Raw genomic sequence first — 20,700 nt, 5'->3', positions numbered from 1 at the left:
TTTGCCATGCCTGTATCCGTAGAGCCGAAGCCCGTCGAAGCGGGCGGGACGGAATCGACCGAGGCGTTGCGGCCGCATGCCGAGGACGCGTTCGCCCATGAACTCGCGGCGCTGGCGGCGCAGGACGACCGTCCGCGACCGGCCCGCTGGAAGCTGTCGCCGTGGGCCGTGGCCACATATCTGTTCGGCGGCACACTGCCGGACGGCACGGTGATCACACCGAAGTACGTCGGCCCGCGCCGCATCGTCGAGGTCGCCGTCACCACCCTTGCCACCGACCGCGCCCTGCTCCTGCTCGGCGTGCCCGGCACCGCCAAGACCTGGGTGTCCGAACACCTGGCCGCGGCGGTCAGCGGCGACTCGACGCTGCTGGTGCAGGGCACCGCGGGCACACCGGAGGAGGCGATCCGGTACGGCTGGAACTACGCGCGGCTGCTCGCCCACGGGCCGAGCCGCGACGCCCTCGTGCCCAGCCCCGTCATGCGGGCCATGGCGGAGGGCATGACGGCCCGTGTCGAGGAGCTGACCCGTATTCCGGCCGATGTGCAGGACACGTTGATCACGATCCTGTCGGAGAAGACGCTGCCGATACCGGAACTGGGGCAGGAGGTGCAGGCGGTCCGCGGCTTCAACCTGATCGCCACGGCCAACGACCGCGACCGGGGCGTCAACGACCTCTCCAGCGCCCTGCGCCGCCGCTTCAACACGGTCGTGCTGCCGCTGCCGGAGAGCGCGGAGGCCGAGGTGGACATCGTCTCCCGCCGCGTCGACCAGATCGGCCGCTCCCTCGACCTGCCGGCGGCGCCCGACGGCATCGACGAGATCCGCCGGGTCGTCACGGTCTTCCGTGAGCTGCGCGACGGGGTCACCGCCGACGGCCGCACCAAGCTGAAGTCGCCGAGCGGCACGCTCTCGACGGCGGAGGCGATCTCCGTCGTCACCAACGGCCTCGCTCTGGCCGCGCACTTCGGCGACGGAGTCCTGCGCCCCGGGGACGTCGCCGCGGGCATCCTCGGCGCCGTCGTCCGCGACCCGGCGGCCGACCGTGTCATCTGGCAGGAGTACCTGGAGGCGGTCGTGCGCGAGCGCGACGGCTGGACGGACTTCTACCGCGCGTGCCGGGAGGTGAGCGCGTGAACGACGACGACCTCGGGTGGGGGCGCCCGCGTGGCGGGTCGACGGCGAGGGGATCGGTGGCGGCGGTGGGCCATGCGGTCGGGGCGGTGACGGGTGACGACTCGGGGTGGCCGCGGAGCTGACGCGGACGTGTGGGCCGCGCGGACGGTGTGAGCGGGGACGGTGTGAGCGCGGACGGTGTGAGCGGGGCGATGTGTGATGGCGGCGAAGGCGAGGGGGCCGAAGTGACAGGCGTTGACGCGGCTGTGAGCCGGGGACTGGACGCGGGCGTCGTCGAGGGACCGTCGGCTGACGTCGGCGCGGTGCGGGCGGGTGCGGGGCCGGTGGAGGGACGGGCGGGGTCGGACCCGTCGACCGTCTCCGCCCCGGCTGTGAAGCCGTCGGGGCCGTTGTTGCTCGGGGTGCGGCATCACGGGCCCGGGTCGGCGCGGGCCGTGCGGGCGGCGTTGGACGCGGCTCGGCCGCGGACCGTGCTGATCGAGGGGCCGCCGGAGGCCGATGCCCTGATCCCGCTCGCCGGTGACGAGGCGATGCGGCCGCCGGTCGCCCTCCTCGCCCATGCCGTGGACGAGCCCGGCCGCTCGGCCTTCTGGCCGCTGGCCGAGTTCTCCCCGGAGTGGGTCGCGATCCGCTGGGCCGTGGAGCACCGGGTCCCGGCCCGCTTCATCGACCTGCCGGCCACGCACACGTTGGCGTGGGGCAAGCAGGACGAGGCCCAGCCCGGGACCGAGGGAAGCGGAGGTGGTGAGGAGGGCCACGCAGACGCAGACGCCGATGCCGACGCGGGCGATGCGAGCGGGCCTCGCGCCGACGTCTGGGTGGATCCCCTCGCCGTGCTCGCCGATGTCGCCGGTTATGACGATCCCGAGCGGTGGTGGGAGGACGTCGTCGAGCACCGGGGGGTCGGGGACGGGGACGTGTTCGCGCCGTTTCTCGGGCTTGAAGAGGCCATGGGGGCGTTGCGGGAGGCATATGGGTGCGGGGGACATGAGCGGGATCTGGTGCGGGAGGCCCATATGCGGCTCCAGGTGCGGGCCGCGCAGCGGGAGTTCGGGGACGACGTGGCCGTGGTGTGCGGGGCGTGGCACGTGCCCGCGCTCCGGCAGAAGAGCACCGTGGCCGCCGACAAGGCGCTGCTGAAGGGGCTGCCCAAGGTCAAGGCCGACATGACCTGGGTGCCGTGGACATACCGCCGGCTGGCCCGGGTCAGCGGGTACGGGGCGGGGATCGACTCGCCGGGGTGGTACGGGCATCTGTTCGGCGCGCCGGACCGGCCGGTCGAGCGGTGGATGACCAAGGTGGCCGGGCTGCTGCGGGACGAGGACCGGATCGTGTCCTCGGCGCATGTCATCGAGGCGGTGCGGCTGGCGGAGACGCTGGCGGCGATGCGCGGGCGGCCGTTGCCGGGGCTGAGCGAGACGACCGACGCGGTGCGGGCGGTGATGTGCGAGGGCTCCGACGTGCCGCTGGCGCTGGTGAGGGACCGGCTGGTCGTGGGGGACGTGCTGGGGGAGGTGCCGCGGTCGGCGCCGGCGGTGCCGTTGCAGCGGGACCTCGACCGGATCCAGCGTCGGCTGCGGCTCAAGCCGGAGGCGCTGGAGCGGGAGTTGGAGCTCGACCTGCGCAAGGACAACGACGCCGAGCGCAGCAGGCTGCTGCATCGGCTGCGGCTGCTGCGCGTGGAGTGGGGCGAGCCGGTGGCGTCACGGGGGAGCACGGGGACGTTCCGGGAGACGTGGCGGTTGCGGTGGGAGCCCGAGCTGTCCGTGCGGGTCGCGGAGGCCGGGGTGTGGGGGACCACGGTGTACGCCGCGGCGACCGCCAAGGCGGAGTCCGATGCCGTCGCCGCTCAGGGCCTCGCCGACGTCACCGCCCTGGCCGAGCGCTGCCTGCTGGCCGAACTGCCGGACGCGTTGCCCACGGTGATGCGGGTCCTCGCCGACCGGGCCGCCCTCGACGCCGACGTCGGCCACCTCGCCCAGGCGCTGCCCGCGCTGGTCCGCTCCCTGCGGTACGGAGATGTGCGGGGCACGGACACCGGGGCGCTCGCCGAGGTCGCCGCGGGGCTCGCCGAGCGCGTCTTCGTCGGCCTGCCACCGGCCTGCGCCTCGCTGGACGCGGACGCGGCCGAGGAGATGCGGCGCCATGTGGATGCGGTGCATGGGGCGGTGGGGTTGCTGGGCGATGCGGTGAGTTCGGGGGCCGACACGCGGGAGGCGGGTCTCGCGCCCGGGCAGGGGGATGAGGGCAGCCCGTCGGAGTCTCTTGGGCACGGCGCCCCCGGCAGCACGCCCACCGCCCTCGGCCACGGCGACCTGCGCAAGCGCTGGCATGTGGTGCTTCGAGTGCTGTCCGTGCGGGACAGCGTGCCCGGTGTCATCAGGGGGCGGGCCGTGCGGTTGCTGCTGGATGACGGGGAGTTGGCGCAGGACGAGGCGGCGCGGCTGATGGGACTCGCGTTGTCGCCGGGGACGCCGCCGGGGGAGGCGGCCGCGTGGATCGAGGGGTTCGTCGGTGGGGGTTCGGGCGGCGGGATGCTGCTCGTGCACGACGAGCGGCTGCTCGGGTTGGTCGACGCGTGGCTGACGGGGGTGCCGGCGGAGGCGTTCACGGACGTGCTGCCACTGCTGCGGCGGACCTTCTCGGCGTATGAGCCGGGGGTGCGCCGGACCTTGGGGGAACTGGTTCGGCGTGGGCCGGGGGAGCGGGGGCGTGCGGCGGTCGGCGGTTCCGGCATACCCGGATTCGGGGCCGAGGTCGACCTCGAGCGGGCGGACGCGGTGCTGCCGGTGGTGCGGCTGCTGTTGGGGCTGGACCCGGTGGAAGTGGGAGAGGACGCGGCAAGCGGCCTCGCGGACAACGGCCTTGTGGGGGCGGCGGGATGACGACAGGTGGAGTGAGGGAGTCGAGCAAGCAGCGGGCCGGAGTGGTGAGTGCCGGGAGACAGCCGCACGGGTTCGCGGCGCGGGGGCGGCAGACGACCACGACCGTGCCGGTGATCCCGCTGTGGGAGCGGCCTCGAGAGGGAGCGTGCCGATGACGACCGAGGCGATGGATCCGGCCGGGGAGCGGCTGCGGCGGTGGCGGATGGTGCTGGGTGGCGACGACGCCGACGGCACCGGGTGCGCGCTCTCCGGGAAGGACGCCGCGATGGACGGGGCGCTGACCGCGCTCTACGGGAAGGGGGACAAGGGGCAGTCGGGGAAGGACCGTTCGGCGGGGCTCGGGGCGTCGGCGCCGTCCGTGGCGCGGTGGCTCGGGGACATCCGGACGTACTTCCCCTCGTCCGTCGTCCAGGTCATGCAGCGGGACGCCATCGACCGGCTCGGGCTGAACACATTGCTGCTGGAGCCGGAGATGCTGGAGGCGGTCGAGGCGGACGTGCATCTCGTCGGCACGCTGCTGTCGCTCAACAAGGCGATGCCGGAGAGCACGAAGGAGACGGCGCGGGCCGTCGTGCGCAAGGTCGTCGAGGACCTGGAGAAGCGGCTCGCCACCCGCACCCGGGCCACGCTCACCGGAGCCCTGGACCGCAGTGCCCGCATCAGCCGGCCGCGCCACCACGACATCGACTGGAACCGCACGATCGCGGCCAACCTCAAGCACTATCTGCCGGAGTACCGGACGGTCGTGCCGGAGCGGCTCATCGGGTACGGGCGGGCGTCGCAGTCGGTGAAGAAGGAAGTCGTCCTCTGTATCGACCAGTCGGGGTCGATGGCGGCGTCCGTGGTGTACGCCTCGGTGTTCGGGGCGGTGCTCGCGTCCATGCGGTCCATCAACACGCGGCTCGTCGTCTTCGACACCTCGGTCGTCGACCTCACCGACCAGCTCGACGACCCGGTCGACGTGCTCTTCGGCACACAGCTCGGCGGCGGCACGGACATCAACCGGGCGCTCGCGTACTGCCAGTCGCAGATCACCCGGCCCGCGGAGACGGTGGTGGTGCTGATCAGTGATCTGTACGAGGGCGGTATACGGAACGAGATGCTCAAGCGGGTGGCCGCGATGAAGGCGTCGGGGGTGCAGTTCGTGGCCCTGCTGGCGCTGTCGGACGAGGGGGCGCCGGCATACGACCGGGATCACGCGGCCGCGCTCGCCGCGCTGGGGGCACCGGCCTTCGCGTGTACGCCCGACCTGTTCCCGGAGGTGATGGCGGCGGCCATCGAGAAGCGGCCGATCCCGGTGCCGGACGCGGTGTGACGAGGGAGCGGCGAGGCGATGGCGAGGCGACGGCGAGGGGGATTGGCCAGGAATTACCGGTGATTTGTCGACGTGGTGACGACCGACTTGCGCCAGCAAAACGGACATGAGTACGCATCGGTAGCGGGGGGCTTGCGCGACCGCAGGAGGGGCGTGCAAGGATCGATGTCTCTTCAACGGTGCGCCGTCGCGCCGCCCGTACCGAGCGTGTCCAGCCGACTCGCCGCTCGTCACCTGTACTTCGTTCCGCCGCATGGGAGGACCACCCCGTCTTGACCTGGCCAGCCACCTCGCCCGGTGCCGCCGTGCGCGTCCTGCGCATCGCGGCCGGGCGGCGTGCGCTGCGACTGGCGCTGGTGGTGGGTGGTCTGCTCGCTCTTGGGTTCCTTTGCGGGGAACGGGCGTATGCGGCGGACGGGGTGTCGGCGGGGGCTTCGTCCGCGTCGGGAAAGTCGATCACGTCGGCTGCGTCGGCTACCTCGGCTGCCTCGGACACGGCGGCCAAAGCGTCGGGCGTGCTCCGGTCGTCGGCGGAGGGCACGGTCGAGCGGCTCCTGAGCCCGCCCGCCCAGCCCGGGGCGCAGGGTGAGTCGGCGGGGCCGTCGGCCAAGCCGGCGGTTCCCCCGAACCACGAGGACCGAGCTCCTCAGCCCGAGGCACCCCAGGACCCGGCTCCTCAGCCCCAGGACCCCCAGCCCAACGGCGGTCGGCTCCTCGACCCCGTGACCGACCACGGCACCCAGCCCATCCGCACCCACGTCGTGCGGCCGGTCGGCGATGTCGTGCGGACGGTGACCGAGGGGCTTGCCGAGGGGCTGGCCGAGGTGCGGGCGAAGGTGCCGCCGTTGGCGTCCTTGCCCGTGCTGCCGACGGCGCCCGAGTCGCCCGGAGACTGGCCGAGCTGGCCCGGGTTCGAGCTTCCCGTGCTTCCCGGGTTCCCGGACTTTCCGGGCGCCGAGGTTCCCGCGCTGCCCGGGCACACGTTGCCGGCTCCCGTCACCGGGACGCCGCAGCCGGGGCCGGACCTGCCCGGGTCCGGTGACGAACCCGCCGCCACGGGGCGTACCGGCAAGGAGACAGCCCTCGCCCACGGCCCCCACTTCATCGCCGACGCCACCGCGTCCCACACCCCGGCGCTCGGCGGAGCACACCGCACCGCGCCCTCCGGTTCCGCCCCCGCCTACCAGGCGCCGTCCGAAAACCCGGGCGGTGTGCTGGGCAACCACGCGGCGGGTGACAACGGTGGGCCGAGGCACGGGGACGCGCACGCGGTCTCGTTGAGCCGGCGGGTGGCGTTGGGACTGGTGCCCGGCGCCCCGGCGCGTGTCGAAGCGGACGAGATCAAGGACCGGCACCGGGACATTCCGGTTTCCCCCGCGTAGGGAGCGGGCCCGAGGCCCGAGGCCCGACGTCATTGGGTCATCGGGCCGCCCTCCCCGCCGCCGACCTGCCGCGCGGGGGCGGAAACAGGTCCGCCCGTCCGTCCGAACGCCTTCCCGGTCCCGGATGGACGCCGCTGGGGTCGTTTCCGGTCCGCTGGTCCCCAACTCCCCGGACCGCGACCGGAAACGGCGCCGGAATGTCCCCAAACCATCCGAAGTCCCGGAGCTTTCCTTCTCCGACGCTCCGGGACCTTCGGAGCCCCAAGATCTAGGGATCCGACGCACGCATGAACAAGAACATCCGCCGCTCGATCGTCATAGCCGCCGGCGTCACCGGCGCGTGGGCGCTCGGTTCGGCCGCCGCCAGCGCGGACGAGCTGCCCGCCTCCACCCTCTCCGTACCGGACCAGCCCACTGACGGGACCGAAGTGACCGACGCGGCCGACAGCGCCGATGCCTCCGGCCTCCTCGGCGGCGTCACCGACACCGTCAACGGCGTCGTCTCCGGGGTGACGGACACCGTCGCCGGCGTCACCGACACGGTCGACGACACCACCCGTACGGCCAAGACCACGCCCGCGAACACCGCCGACCAGGCCCGGAGTTACGTCGACGCCAAGGTCACGGTGCCCTCCGCCGCGAAGGCCGCCAAGGCCAAGGGCGCGGCCCAGGTCATCCAGGGCGCCAAGGCCGCCCGCGCGGACAAGGCGGCGGCGCAGGCCGGCGCGCACGCCGAGGCCGACGTCTCCGCGGCCGCCGATGCCGCCGCCCACGCCGGGGACACGGCCCGGCTCCCTCAGGACGCCCCCGAGACCCCCGGCACCGTCGACTACCTCTTCGGCCCCCTCGCCGCCTTCGCCCCCGAGCTGGAGCAGGCGCTCGCCGCGGCCCAGACGAAGCTGCAGGGCACGGAGGCGGCGGCGCGTTCGCAGGCGCAGGGCGTGGAGGGCGTCGTACGGACGAAGGCGCAGTACGCCGTGGCCGGTGCGGGGCGTACCGCGGCGGGCGTCGGTGACGTCGCGCATGCCGCGGTCGCCCACGCCGACGGCAGGACCGGGCACGCGGCATCGACCGCCCAGTCCCTCGCCACCGACCGGGCCACCGCCGTCACATCGGCCGCCGAGGCCTCCGTCTCCGCCGTCCCGAGCCATGTCACCGGCACGGTGGGCGGCGTGGAGCAGCGGGTCGTGGGCACGGTGGGCGGCGTGGAGCAGCAGGTCACCGGCACGGTCACCGGAGTCCACCAGCACGCCACCGACGCAGTCACCGGCGCCCAGCAGCACGTCACTCGCACGGTCGCCTCCGTCCCCGGCACAATCACCCCCGTCGTGCAGCAGACCACCGACGCGGTCGTCCCGCCCCTCGCCACCGAGGCCGTGCACGGCGTCGTCCCGGTTGCCGGGCATGCGGTCGAGGGTGTGGTCCCGGCCGCCGGGCACGCCGTCGCCGGTGTCGGCCTCGTCGCCGACGACACCGTGGCCGGGGTGACCCCGGTCGCCGTGAACGCGGTGGACAGCGTTCAGTCCGCGGCCGGCGGTGCGGTGACCGGTGTGCGGCCCGTCGTCGGCCAGGCGGTGGACGGTGTGGTTCCGGTCGCGCACGGCGCCGTGGGCGGGGTCGCCCGGACCGCCGGGCACACGGTCGGCGCCGCGACCGGGCTGGCGTACGGCGTCGTCGCCGATGTCCAGCCCGTGGCCACCGGTGCCATCGCCGGCGTCCAGCCGGTCGCCGGCGGGGCCGTGCAGGGCGTGCAGCCGGTGGCCCACGGCGCGGTCGGTGACGTACACCACTTCGCCTCCGGCACCGTCGCGGACGTACACCACTTCACTCACGGCACCGTCACGGACGCACAGCCCATCGCCCACGGCACCGTCGCCGACGTACAGCCCATCGCCTCCGGCACCGTCGCCGACGTACAGCCGGTCGCGCAGGGCCTCGCCGCCGATGTGCCGTCCTACGCCACCGGTCTGGTCGGCCAGGTCGCCGCGGAGGGCACCGGCACGGTCCTGCCGCCCGTCGTCGACACCGCCGTGCACGGCGTCGTGCCGGTCGCCGGGCAGGCCGGCGCGGACGCCACGGCCCTGGCGTACGGCGTGACCGGTGATGCGCAGCCGTTCGCGGGTGGGGTCGTCGGCGAGGTCGACCCGTTCGCGCAGGGGGTGGCCGGGCAGGCCGTTCCCTTCGCCGAGGGGGTCGCCGCGCAGGTGCAGCCGTTCGAGTACGGCGTCACCGGCGCTGTGCGGCCCGTCGTCGACGCGGTCGTGGACACCGTCCAGCCGGTCGCGCAGGGCGTCGGCGGCAGCGCCACCGCCCTGGCGTACGGCGTGACCGGTGATGTGCAGCCGTTCGCGGGCGGGGTCGTCGGCGAGGTCGACCCCTTCGTGCACGGGGTCGCCGGGCAGGCCGCGCCCTTCGCCGCGGACGTGACCGGCACGGTCCAGGGCTCGGCCGGCCCGCTGGCGGGCAACGCCGCCGCGGGCGTGCGGGGCGTGGCCCACTCGGCCACCCCGGGCTACGCGCAGGACCTCCACCAAGGTGGCACCCACGGCATCTGATTCCCACCTCACCCACGCCACCCGGGCCACTGGGTGAGGCCAGCCGACTCCGCGGGGCAGACGACCCCGGGCGGCCGAAAGCCGTCGGCCGCTCCGGCCGGAACCCCGCGGAAGGGCGCGGTGATCCCCATTGGGGTGGGGATCGCCCGCCCAGAGCCCGAAGGGGCGGCCCATTCGTGCCCCTCAGGGCTGTTCAAAGGACCTCACCGGGTCAACCCCAACCCGGTGAGGTCCTGCCATGTCGCCCTCCGGACACCTCACAGTCGGCACGCCGTGCCAGTGATCCCCGCTGCTGGCGGCATCGTGTGACAGGTATCACCGCTCAGGTGTGACCCGCGATTTAGAGGCCCCCCGCAAGCAGCGATAACCTGCGAGACGGACATGCCGCGCGCTCGGACACCGTGTGCGCCTCCCTTGTGACAGACAGCGGACGTCACGTTGCCCTCGCGGCACGCCCACGCAGACAACGAACCGCGAGATCACTGATAGGGACGGAAGCGCGTGGACCTGTTCGAGTACCAGGCGAGGGACCTCTTCGCCAAGCACGATGTACCGGTGCTGGCCGGTGAAGTCATCGACACGCCTGAGGCGGCCCGCGCAGCCACTGAGCGCCTCGGTGGCAAGTCCGTCGTCAAGGCACAGGTGAAGGTCGGCGGCCGCGGCAAGGCCGGCGGCGTCAAGCTCGCCGCGAGCGCGGACGAGGCCGTCGCCCGGGCGACCGACATCCTCGGCATGGACATCAAGGGCCACACGGTCCACAAGGTCATGATCGCCGAGACGGCCCCGGAGATCCTGGAGGAGTACTACGTCTCCTTCCTCCTCGACCGTGCCAACCGCACCTTCCTCTCCATCGCCTCCGTCGAGGGCGGCGTGGAGATCGAGGAGGTGGCGGCCACCCGTCCGGAGGCCGTCGCCAAGATCGCGATCGACGCCATCGACGGCGTGGACGAGGCCAAGGCCCGCGAGATCGTCGAGGCCGCCAAGTTCCCGGCCGAGGTCGCCGACAAGGTCGTGAACGTCCTCGTCACGCTGTGGGACACCTTCATCAAGTCGGACGCCCTCCTCGTCGAGGTCAACCCGCTCGCGAAGGTCGCCTCCGGTGACGTCATCGCCCTGGACGGCAAGGTGTCGCTCGACGACAACGCCGAGTTCCGCCACGACTGGGACGAGCTGCACGACAAGGCCGCGGCCAACCCGCTCGAGGCCGCCGCCAAGGAGAAGAACCTCAACTACGTCAAGCTCGACGGCGAGGTCGGCATCATCGGCAACGGCGCGGGTCTGGTCATGTCGACCCTGGACGTCGTCGCGTACGCCGGTGAGAACCACGGCAACGTCAAGCCGGCCAACTTCCTGGACATCGGCGGTGGCGCCTCCGCCCAGGTCATGGCCAACGGTCTGGAGATCATCCTCGGCGACCCGGACGTCAAGTCCGTGTTCGTCAACGTCTTCGGTGGCATCACCGCCTGTGACGAGGTCGCCAACGGCATCGTCCAGGCCCTGAAGCTGCTGGAGGACCGCGGCGAGGAGGTCACCAAGCCGCTCGTCGTCCGTCTCGACGGCAACAACGCCGAGCTCGGCCGACAGATCCTCACCGACGCCAACCACCCGCTGGTCCAGCGCGTCGACACCATGGACGGCGCGGCCGACAAGGCCGCCGAGCTGGCCCACGCCGCCAAGTAAGCACTCAGGACGAGGACACCAAACACCATGGCTATCTGGCTCAACAAGGACAGCAAGGTCATCGTCCAGGGCATGACGGGCGCCACCGGCATGAAGCACACCAAGCTCATGCTCGGTGACGGCACCAACGTCGTGGGCGGCGTCAACCCGCGCAAGGCGGGTCAGACCGTGGACTTCGACGGCACCGAGGTACCCGTCTTCGGGACCGTCAAGGACGCCATCGAGAAGACCGGCGCCAACGTCTCCGTCATCTTCGTGCCGGAGAAGTTCACCAAGGACGCGGTCGTCGAGGCCATCGACGCCGAGATCCCGCTGGCCGTCGTGATCACCGAGGGCATCGCCGTGCACGACTCGGCCGCCTTCTGGGCGTACGCCGGCAAGAAGGGCAACAAGACCCGCATCATCGGCCCGAACTGCCCCGGCATCATCACCCCGGGCGGCTCGAACGTCGGCATCATCCCGGGCGACATCACCAAGCCGGGCCGTATCGGCCTGGTCTCGAAGTCCGGCACGCTGACGTACCAGATGATGTACGAGCTGCGCGACATCGGCTTCTCGACCGCCGTCGGCATCGGTGGCGACCCGATCATCGGCACCACGCACATCGACGCGCTCGCCGCGTTCCAGGCCGACCCCGACACCGACCTGATCGTGATGATCGGTGAGATCGGCGGCGACGCCGAGGAGCGGGCCGCGGCCTTCATCAAGGAGAACGTGACCAAGCCGGTCGTCGGCTACGTCGCGGGCTTCACCGCGCCGGAGGGCAAGACCATGGGTCACGCCGGCGCCATCGTCTCCGGTTCGTCGGGCACCGCCCAGGCGAAGAAGGAGGCCCTCGAGGCCGCGGGCGTCAAGGTCGGCAAGACGCCGACCGAGACGGCGAAGCTGGCGCGCGAGATCCTGGGCGGCTGAGTCTCTACGGCACTCGGCTGAACGTTGATGGGCCCGTCCCCCGCGTGGGGGCGGGCCCACGGCGTTGTCGTGCGGGCGCGGGCCCACGGCGTTGTCTCCGGCGCCGGGCTGTCGCTAGCCGGCCCGCGGGCTCAGCCGCTCCGGGCCGTGGGCGATCTCCGCGCGGAGTTTCTCCCGGAGCTTCAGCTCCTTGTCCGACAGCGGCCCCGGCGCCATCCTCGGCGGCACCCCCCGCACCGTCGACCCCGGCGGCACCGGTGCCTCGTACTGCGTCGGCGCGGTCCGCAGGGTCAGCGCCGTCGTGCCGATGAGGGTCACCGTGAACGCGATGGCGGCGCGGGTCCAGAAGCGGGCCCGGTGTTCGCTGCCCTCGCGGACCGTCGTCGGCTTGGCGGCGCGCAGACGTTCCGTCGCGGCCAGTTCGGCCAGGCGGCGGTGGAGTTCCGTGGGGTCGGACAGGTCCGGCAGGCGGGTGGCGACCGCGGTGCGGGCGTGCATCAGGCGGTTGGCGGTGGCCGGGGTGCTCGCCTCCGTCTCGGCCGCCGTCTCGGGCAGGTCGAGGCCCACACCGTCGTAGAGGACGAGCGTGCGGCGCTGGGCTGCCGGCAGTTGGAGCAGTACGTCCAGCAGGGCGCGGTTCAAGGCGTCCGAGGGCGGCGGTTCGGGGTGCCGGTAGCGGGGGCGGAACCGGTGCCAGGGGGAGAGCGCGAAGTCGTACGCCGTCGCCCGCACCCAGCCCGCCGGATCCGGGTCGCGGGCCACCTCCGGCCAGCGCTGCCAGGCGAGTTGGAAGGCCCGCTCGACCGACTCGCGGGCGAGTTCACGGCGCCCGGTGAGCAGATAGGTCTGCCGTACGAGGGCCGGGGCGCAGAACGCGTAGAGCGCGTCGAAGGCCTGGGCGGGTGTCAGGCGGGTCCGCTCGACGGGCTGATCTGCCGTCACCTCGGGCTCCTCTGCGGGGTTCTGAACCTCCGTCTCCTCGACCAGGTACACGTGACACCCTTTCGTACGAAAAAGAACATAAACATATATTGAGCGACACATCGGAGGTTCGCCTGTTACGAGGCAAAAGCGCGTGTCGTTGGGAGCATGGCGCGTGTGATCGAGATGACCGCTCGCAGAACGTCCCTGCTCACACGCGTGCGCCGCCGGACGCCCGGGCTGGGCGCCAGCCTCTTCAGCGGTGCGGTGGCGGCCGGGCTGGGGCTCGGTGTGTTCGCCGTGGTGGTGATCGTGCTGTGGATCAGCTCGCCGTACCCGGACAGCGGACCGGGCGGGGCGCTGCGGATCGCCTCCGTGCTGTGGCTGTTGGCGCACGGCGCCGAACTGGTCCGCACCGACACGCTTTCCGGCGTCCCCGCGCCGGTCGGTGTCACCCCGCTGCTGCTGCTCGCGCTGCCGGTGTGGCTGGTGCACCGGGCGGCGCGGGACGCGGCGGCGGACGGCGGCGAGGGGGTGCCGCTGGCGTCGATCCGTACGGCGTGGGCGGGCGTCGTGCTCGGCTACCTCGCGGTCGGCGCGGCCGCCGCGGTGTACGCGGCCGGGGGTGAGCTGCGGCCGGCGTGGTGGTGGACGGCGGTGCGGGTGCCGCTGGTCGCGATGGGGGCCGCCGGGGTGGGGGTGTGGGCGGCGTGCGAACGGCGGCCCGAGACGGTGGACGGTCTGCTGGTCGTACTGCCGGCGCGGGTGCGGCGGCTGGTGCCCGGGGTGGAGGGACGGGCCCGGGTCGGCGCGGCGGCGCGGGCGGCGGGGGCCGGGGTGGCTGCGCTGGCCGGGGGTGGGGCGCTGCTGGTGGCCGGGTCGCTGGTGTGGCACGGCGGGGCGGTACGGACGTCCTTCCTGGAGCTGACCCAGGGGTGGTCGGGGCGGTTCGCGGTACTGCTGCTGTGCGCGGCGCTCGTGCCGAACGCGGCGATGTGGGCGGCGTCCTATGCCCTCGGTCCCGGGTTCGTGCTCGGGACGGGACATGTGGTGGGGCCGCTGTCCTCGGCACCGGCCCCCTTGCTCCCGCCGTTTCCCCTGCTGGAGGCCGTGCCGGAGACGGCGGTCGCGGGGCCGCTGCGGTGGGTGGTCGGGGTGCTGCCGGTTGTGGTGGGGATGGTGGTGGGGTGGTTCGCGGCGAGGTGGGGGGATGGGCTGGGGGGCGGGGAGGCGGGCGCGACGATCTGGTCCGAACCCCGGTCCGAACCCCGGTCCGAACCCCGGCCGGTGGCTCCCGTGACCTGGTCGCCCGGGCGGACCGCCGGGACCGCCGTACTCGCCGCCGTGTTCTGCGCGGTCCTGGTCGCCGTGCTGGCCACGCTGTCGGGTGGGCCGTTGGGGGTGGGGCTGCTCGCTCGGTTCGGGCCGGTGTGGTGGCAGACGGGGGCGGCGACGCTGGGGTGGGTCGCGTTCGTGGCGGTTCCGGTGGCGGTGGTGGTACGGGGCTGGCGGTGCTGGATGGGGGGGCGCCGGGCGGAACCGGTGAGCGATACGCGGGGGGCGCGGATCGGCAAGCCCCGGGTGGCGGGGCCGGGGGAGGACGGCCCGGCGGTGGCGGAGTCGGGCGAGCCCGCGGAGGCGGGAGCGGGCGGTGCCGGGGCGACGGACACCGCGCCGCAGGCCGACGTCGAGGGCGCCGCGGTGACGGCGTACGGCGAGGACCCTCAGTACGCGTCCTACGATCCGGCCGTTCCGTACGGGACGTACGACCACGACACGACCTTCGAGCCGGACGACTTCTCACCCACCGCCCCGACGCCGGAGCCACCGGACCCGCCGGCCGCCACGGAATCACCGAGCACCGGCGCCTCGTCCGATGCCGATGCCGATGCCGACGCCGATGACGATGCGGATTCCGATGCCGCGCACGCGCAGCTCACCCTCGACGCACCGGACGACCCCGAGGCACCGCCCCCACCGAACCCGCCCGAAGAACCACAGCCCCCGACCTGACCGGAACGCCCCTCAGCCGTCCTCGCCCAGAACGCCCCGCAGCTCCTCCGGCAGATGCCGCTCGCAGGACTGCTTCGCCGCGTTCGTCAGGGCGTCGCTGCGGCACGTGTAGTACTCGCTGTAGACCACCTTCGCGGCGAACCCGGCCGCGACCACCGCGATCGCGAGGGACGCCGTGACCAGACCGCTCACCGCCGCCGTCGTCTGGGGGCGGCCGGAGTTCTGCGGGGCCGGGGTGTCGGGGTCGGCGGTGCGGGGCTTGGTGCGCAGGCTGCCGATGCCCCAGTAGAGGGCCAGCGCGCCGAGCAGCAGTGCCACGTACGGCCAGCTGAACAGGGCGAAGAAGAAGGCCCACATGCCGGACAGCAGGGCGTAACGGGCCCGGCGCTGGGCGGGGTCGGTCGGGTCCCAGCGCATGTTCGTGCCGGGGCCGCCGCTTCCGGGGCCGTTCTGGCCGCTTCGGGGCTGCTCGCCGAAGCCGCCGCTGGAGCGGCCCGGCTGGCGGTCGCTCCACTGGTTGCCCCAGGGCGACGGGCCACCACCCTGACCGCCGCTCGGGCCGCCGCCCTGGTCGGAACCCTGCGAGCCGTCGTCGTCCGACGGGCGCCGGGGCTGCCACGGGCGGTCCGGTGTGCCCTCCGGCGGCGGGGCGAACGGGTTGTCCTCCTGCCCCTTGCCGTCACCGCCCCGCTGGTCGCCGTGCTGCCCGCCCGAGGGGGCGTCGGGCGGCGAGGCGGGGCGCTCCCGCAGCAGCATGCCGCTGTGCACCCCTCCCGGCAGGGACTGCGGGGGGAGCGTGAGGAGTCGCAGGCTGCGGTCCGACATCAAGTGAGCGTCTTCCCCTTGGATTCCGAATCGGATTACGAGTTGGATTACGACTGTTCTGGTGTGAGCCGTCATCTCGTGAACGCACCGCACACCACCCGCGTTCCCGAGTCCGCCCCTCCCAGACGCTACCTTCCGGCCACGCCCCCGTCCCGTGGGGGCCGCCCGGTGTGCCGGTATCGTTGCTGACGGTCGGCCGCTTCGTAGACTTCCCCGTATCCGGGGGCGCGAAGCATTCGTACGACCATACAAAGTCGTTCCAGAGTCGTTCACCCGAGAAAGGGCACCACCGTGGCCAAGCGCCTCGTCGTGCTGGTCTCCGGATCCGGCACCAATCTGCAGGCGCTGCTCGACGAGATCGCCGCCACCGGCAGCGCGGCGTACGGCGCCGAGATCGTCGCGGTCGGCGCCGACCGCGAGAACATCGAGGGGCTCGCCCGCGCCGAGCGCGCCGGGCTGCCGACCTTCGTACGGCGGGTCAAGGACTTCGCGACACGTGAGGAGTGGGACGCCTCGCTCGCCGAGGCCGTCGCCTCCTACGAGCCCGACCTCGTGGTGTCCGCCGGGTTCATGAAGATCGTCGGCAAGGAGTTCCTCGCCCGCTTCGGCGGCCGTTTCGTGAACACCCACCCGGCCCTGCTCCCCAGTTTTCCCGGCGCCCACGGCGTCCGTGACGCCCTCGCGTACGGAGCCAGGGTCACCGGCTGCACCGTCCACTTCGTCGACGACGGCGTCGACACCGGGCCGATCATCGCTCAGGGCGTGGTCGAGGTCCGGGACGAGGACGACGAGAGCGCTCTGCACGAGCGCATCAAGGAAGTCGAGCGAAGGCTGCTCGTCGAGGTCGTGGGGCGGCTCGCCCGCAACGGCTATCGCATTGAGGGACGAAAGGTAGTTATCCAGTGACCGCCGACAGCAATGTCACGGCCGAGAGCACCAAGCGGGTCATCCGTCGCGCGCTCGTCAGCGTCTACGACAAGACCGGTCTCGAAGACCTCGCGCGCGGCCTGCACGAGGCGGGCGTCGAACTCGTCTCCACCGGCTCCACGGCCGCGAGGATCGCCGAGGCCGGCGTCCCCGTCACCAAGGTCGAGGAGCTCACCGGCTTCCCCGAGTGCCTGGACGGCCGCGTCAAGACCCTGCACCCGCGCGTGCACGCCGGCATCCTCGCCGATCTGCGCCTGGAGGACCACCAGCGGCAGCTCGCCGAGCTGGGGGTCGAGCCGTTCGACCTCGTCGTCGTGAACCTCTATCCGTTCGAGGCGACCGTCGCCTCCGGTGCCTCACCCGACGAGTGCGTCGAGCAGATCGACATCGGCGGCCCCTCCATGGTGCGCGCCGCCGCCAAGAACCACCCGTCCGTGGCGGTCGTGACCAGCCCCGACCGTTACGCCGACGTCCTCACCGCGGTCGCCTCCGGCGGGTTCGACCTGGGCGCCCGCAAGAAGCTCGCCGCCGAGGCGTTCCGGCACACCGCCGAGTACGACGTGGCGGTCGCCGCCTGGTTCGCCGCGGACTACGCGGGCGACGGCGCGGAGTTCCCCGAGTTCCTCGGTGTGACGTACCAGCGCAAGCAGGTCCTGCGCTACGGCGAGAACCCGCACCAGCCCGCCGCCCTCTACACGGGTGGCTGCGGCGGTCTGGCCCAGGCCGAGCAGCTGCACGGCAAGGAGATGTCGTACAACAACTACACCGACACGGATGCCGCCCGCCGTGCCGCGTACGACCACGACGAGCCCTGCGTCGCGATCATCAAGCACGCCAATCCGTGCGGCATCGCGATCGGTGCCGATGTCGCCGAGGCGCACCGCAAGGCGCACGCCTGTGACCCGCTGTCGGCCTTCGGCGGGGTGATCGCCGTCAACCGCCCGGTCAGCAAGGAGATGGCCGAGCAGGTCGCCGAGATCTTCACGGAGGTCATCGTCGCCCCCGACTACGAGCCGGGCGCTGTCGATGTCCTCGCGAAGAAGAAGAACATCCGCGTACTGCGCTGCCCCGAGGCGCCCGAGGCGTCCGCGGAGTTCAAGCCGATCGACGGCGGCGGGCTCGCCCAGATCACCGACGTGTTCCAAGCCGAGGGCGACGACCCGGCGGACTGGACGCTGGCCACCGGCGAAGCGCTGTCCGCCGCCGAACTCGCCGAGCTGGCCTTCGCCTGGCGTGCCTGCCGGGCCGTCAAGTCCAACGCCATCCTGCTCGCCAAGGACGGCGCGTCGGTCGGGGTCGGCATGGGGCAGGTCAACCGTGTCGACTCCGCGAAGCTGGCCGTCGAGCGGGCCGGCGCCGAGCGCGCGCAGGGTGCCTACGCCGCCTCCGACGCCTTCTTCCCCTTCCCCGACGGCCTGGAGATCCTGACCCAGGCCGGCGTGAAGGCCGTGGTCCAGCCCGGCGGTTCGGTCCGCGACGAGCTGGTGGTCGAGGCGGCGAAGAAGGCCGGCGTCACGATGTACTTCACGGGGACGCGGCACTTCTTCCACTGAGCCGTGCAGCGGTGCCCCCTCCGAGGGGGCACCGCTGCGGGGATGGGCTCAGGCGCTCGTGAAGGTGTTGTCGCTGAGGTTGTCCGCGTAGTACTCGCCCGGCGCCAGGCAGGAGTAGCCGCCGCGGTAGTTGTACGCGTTGTAGAAGGCGACGATGCCGAGGCCGCCGATGTACCCGCTGTTCATGACGGACGAGGCCCTGTTGGTGTCGGAGCCCCGGAAGGCGCCACTGCTGTCATTCCAGTCGCCCGGGCCCGCGTGGGCCCGTGGTCGCGGGGCTGCCCCGTGTTGCTGCTGTGCGCAGCCGGTCATGGCGGTCGAGCCCCGCCGTTCGGCGGCGCACTCACCATGGCTTCCGGCGTGGCGCGGCGGAACCTCTCACGTGAGAGGGCAGGCCTGCGCCCATGTGTGGGACAGGGGGCGGACGCCCGCGGGCAGGTCGCGCCTCGTGCCGACCTCCACACAGCCCTGGCGGTCCCGCAGGGCACGCTGTCCGTAGTAGACGACGTTCACGAACGTCTCGCCCGCGTCGGTGTCGAGCCCGTTGTTGAAGACCGACCGGGCGTCCGCGCGGCCGGCCCAACTGCAGACGTTCTCGCCCCGCGCCCAGTCGACGTCGTCACCCCACCAGGAGCACATGTCGCCCTGACCGGCAGGCTCGGTGAAGAAGCAGATGTCGCCGGGCGGGCAGCGACCGTAGCCGGTGGCCGTGGCGGACGCGCCGGCGGAGGTGGGTGCGGCGTCGGCGGCGGTGTCCGCCTGGAGACCGGGCCCCGGTGACCGGCCGTCTTCCACCAGGGCCGTGATGCCGAGGCCGAGGCCCGCGAGCAGTGCCGTCGCCGTGGTGGTGGCCAGCATGACGCGGCCCCGCGGGCGAGGGCGCAGCCGCGGCAGGCGGGGGGCGCGATCGGTGCCCGTGGCCCGGGCCACGCGGCGCAGCAAGGCCGCCGTGTCGTGGGCGACGCGTTCTTCGTGCGTACGGGCGAGACAGTCGGTGATGATCTGTCGCCAGACGGGCGGCAGTTCGGCGCTCAGGCGCAGTTCCTCGGCGCCGCGTGCGTAGCGCACCGCCGAGTCCCGGCGAGTGGCCGGGCTGGCGCCTGGCAGTGGGTGCGTGCCGGTGAGGGCGAGGTGGGCGAGGATGCCGAAGGCCCAGATGTCCGCGGTGGGGCGGATCAGCAGGCCGCGGGCGCCGAACTCCGGGAAGAGGAGTTCGGGCGGGGTGTGGTCGGGGGTGGAGAAGGCGGGGGCGTAGGCGTGGGTGCCGTGGAGTTCCGCGGCGGTGTTGAAGTCGGCGAGGCGTACGGTGCCGTCGTCCATGAGCAGGACGTTGGCGGGTTTGAGGTCGCCGTGCACCCAGCCGGCCCGGTGCAGTTGGTCGAGGCCCTCGCAGACCTGTAGGAGCAGCGCGGACACTGCGTCGAACGCCGGGCGCCGCGACAGCAGCGTGTCCAGTGAGCCCCGCGCCAGCTCCAGTACGAGGACGGTGGCGCCATCGAGTTCGGGGTGGCCGGGGTCGTCGACGGTGAGGGCCTCGTACATCCGAATGAGGCGTGGTGCGCGCAGCCGCTTGAGCAGGTCCACCTCACGTTCGGCGAGGTCGCGTAAGTGGGCGAGTTGTCGTGGGGTGTGGGTGCCGGTGGGCAGGAACTTCAGGGCCACGCTCTGCGGCCGCGCGGCGTTCCCGGACGTGGCGCGGGCCGCGTAGACGGTGCTGAAGCCACCCGAGGCGATCGGCTCACGGACCTCCCAGGTGCCGACGCGGTAGCCGGCCGGCACCTGAACGGCGTGCGGCCGCCCCGTCATGACGTCACCCGGCTGGGAGCGGCGGCGAGCACGACCAGGTCGTCCTCCCGTACGAGGTCGAACCGCAGCGCGAGCGAGACCAGCAACTCCTTCTTGCCGTTGAGGCGTGCCGCCGGGACGGCGGTGGTGTCCGGGTCCGGCTTCAGCCGCAGCTTGACCGCGAGGTAGTTGATGTTCCACTGCACAGTGGCTCTGGTCACCGTGGGCCAGGTGGCGCGCAGGCGCTCCACCAGCGCTTCGGCGGTGGGCGGCGGGGCGTGCGGCACGCCGCGCAGGCGGGGTTCGCACAGGGCGACCAGCACGGCGAAGTACCGCTTGGTGTGGTCCAGGGAGAACGCCGGTGCCGTGGTCGTTCCGGTCAGGGCGCCGCCGCCGGACCAGCCGCTGGTGTCGAGGATCTCCTGGTGCGGGGCCCAGACATCGAAGGCGAGCAGGTCGCCCGCGGCAGGCAGCACCACTCGGGAGAACTCGAAGGGGACCGGGGCGTCCACCCGGCCGGGCACGACCTTGATGTGCTCGCCCGCGCCCTCCGGGTTCTCCACGACGTAGGTCTGGTGGGCACTGAGGTTGCTGAGCGTCCAGAAGGCACCGTGCGCGGTGATCACACCGGCGGCGCGGGACACTCCTTCGTGGGCGATCGTCAGACCGCCGCCCGCCGCACTCCTGCCGAAGGCGAGCTTCTCACCGGATGCGAGCCTGCTGTGGTCCTCGGTGCCGCGCGCGTCCGGCGGCACGACGATGATGGTGTGCATGGAGTCCCCCCTCCCCACGCCGGAGCCGTCCTGGACC

Annotated in this window: 15 protein-coding genes; 10 read left to right on the top strand and 5 right to left on the bottom strand. The window is 72.9% G+C overall.

Annotated elements, in window-relative coordinates; all coding sequences use genetic code 11:
• Positions 1-6 precede the first annotated feature (6 nt).
• The 7 genes from IM697_RS40080 to sucD all read left to right on the top strand — a co-directional run bounded on the left by IM697_RS40080 (position 7) and on the right by sucD (position 11,866).
• Entirely contained in the window at positions 7-1,137 is a 1,131-nt protein-coding gene (locus IM697_RS40080; RefSeq protein WP_194041803.1) for an ATP-binding protein, read from the top strand.
• Between the two features lie 191 nt (positions 1,138-1,328).
• A complete protein-coding gene (locus IM697_RS40075) occupies positions 1,329-4,022 on the top strand; it encodes a DUF5682 family protein (RefSeq protein WP_407699580.1) in 2,694 nt (897 codons plus the stop codon).
• Positions 4,023-4,173: 151 nt separating this feature from the next.
• A complete protein-coding gene (locus tag IM697_RS40070) occupies positions 4,174-5,337 on the top strand; it encodes a vWA domain-containing protein (RefSeq protein WP_194041801.1) in 1,164 nt (387 codons plus the stop codon).
• A gap of 272 nt (positions 5,338-5,609) precedes the next feature.
• Positions 5,610-6,719 (top strand): hypothetical protein, encoded by a 1,110-nt coding sequence (locus tag IM697_RS40065; RefSeq protein WP_194041799.1) that lies wholly within the window; start codon positions 5,610-5,612, stop codon positions 6,717-6,719.
• 287 nt (positions 6,720-7,006) lie between these two features.
• Positions 7,007-9,274, top strand: a complete 2,268-nt coding sequence (locus tag IM697_RS45260; RefSeq protein WP_228044361.1) for a hypothetical protein — start codon at positions 7,007-7,009, stop codon at positions 9,272-9,274.
• Between the two features lie 501 nt (positions 9,275-9,775).
• The gene (sucC, locus tag IM697_RS40055; RefSeq protein ID WP_194041797.1) at positions 9,776-10,954 is read left to right on the top strand and encodes an ADP-forming succinate--CoA ligase subunit beta; all 1,179 of its coding nucleotides are present in this window, start codon (positions 9,776-9,778) and stop codon (positions 10,952-10,954) included.
• Between the two features lie 27 nt (positions 10,955-10,981).
• Complete coding sequence (sucD, locus tag IM697_RS40050; RefSeq protein WP_194041795.1) at positions 10,982-11,866, top strand: succinate--CoA ligase subunit alpha; 885 nt, start codon at positions 10,982-10,984, stop codon at positions 11,864-11,866.
• 114 nt (positions 11,867-11,980) lie between these two features.
• On the opposite strand, the gene IM697_RS40045 is transcribed toward sucD, so the two are convergent.
• Positions 11,981-12,910 (bottom strand): SigE family RNA polymerase sigma factor, encoded by a 930-nt coding sequence (locus IM697_RS40045; protein ID WP_194041793.1) that lies wholly within the window; start codon positions 12,908-12,910, stop codon positions 11,981-11,983.
• A gap of 45 nt (positions 12,911-12,955) precedes the next feature.
• On the opposite strand from IM697_RS40045, the gene IM697_RS40040 reads away from it, so the two are divergent.
• Positions 12,956-14,800, top strand: a complete 1,845-nt coding sequence (locus tag IM697_RS40040) for a cell division protein PerM (protein WP_194041791.1) — start codon at positions 12,956-12,958, stop codon at positions 14,798-14,800.
• Positions 14,801-14,812: 12 nt separating this feature from the next.
• Here the strand turns inward: IM697_RS40040 and IM697_RS40035 are convergent, their stop codons facing one another.
• Positions 14,813-15,625 (bottom strand): hypothetical protein, encoded by an 813-nt coding sequence (locus IM697_RS40035; protein WP_194041789.1) that lies wholly within the window; start codon positions 15,623-15,625, stop codon positions 14,813-14,815.
• A gap of 291 nt (positions 15,626-15,916) precedes the next feature.
• Between IM697_RS40035 and purN the strand changes: the two genes are divergently transcribed.
• Positions 15,917-16,531 (top strand): phosphoribosylglycinamide formyltransferase, encoded by a 615-nt coding sequence (purN, locus tag IM697_RS40030; RefSeq protein ID WP_194041787.1) that lies wholly within the window; start codon positions 15,917-15,919, stop codon positions 16,529-16,531.
• Positions 16,528-18,105, top strand: coding sequence for a bifunctional phosphoribosylaminoimidazolecarboxamide formyltransferase/IMP cyclohydrolase (gene purH, locus IM697_RS40025; protein WP_194041785.1), 1,578 nt, complete (start codon positions 16,528-16,530; stop codon positions 18,103-18,105). The genes purN and purH overlap by 4 nt, the downstream gene beginning before the upstream one ends.
• 48 nt (positions 18,106-18,153) lie before the next feature.
• Here the strand turns inward: purH and IM697_RS40020 are convergent, their stop codons facing one another.
• From IM697_RS40020 to IM697_RS40010, 3 genes are all read right to left on the bottom strand, one after another.
• Positions 18,154-18,291, bottom strand: coding sequence for a hypothetical protein (locus IM697_RS40020; RefSeq protein ID WP_194041783.1), 138 nt, complete (start codon positions 18,289-18,291; stop codon positions 18,154-18,156).
• Between the two features lie 192 nt (positions 18,292-18,483).
• Complete coding sequence (locus IM697_RS40015; RefSeq protein ID WP_194041781.1) at positions 18,484-19,911, bottom strand: serine/threonine-protein kinase; 1,428 nt, start codon at positions 19,909-19,911, stop codon at positions 18,484-18,486.
• The gene (locus IM697_RS40010; protein ID WP_194041779.1) at positions 19,908-20,663 is read right to left on the bottom strand and encodes an FHA domain-containing protein; all 756 of its coding nucleotides are present in this window, start codon (positions 20,661-20,663) and stop codon (positions 19,908-19,910) included. The genes IM697_RS40015 and IM697_RS40010 overlap by 4 nt, the downstream gene beginning before the upstream one ends.
• Between the last annotated feature and the right edge of the window lie 37 nt (positions 20,664-20,700).

Origin of the sequence: Streptomyces ferrugineus, from assembly GCF_015160855.1 — a bacterium.
In the GTDB taxonomy this organism is placed as follows: domain Bacteria; phylum Actinomycetota; class Actinomycetes; order Streptomycetales; family Streptomycetaceae; genus Streptomyces; species Streptomyces ferrugineus.
The sequence above is the reverse complement of the archived record's forward strand: the minus strand, read 5'-3'. Positions and strand labels throughout refer to the sequence as shown.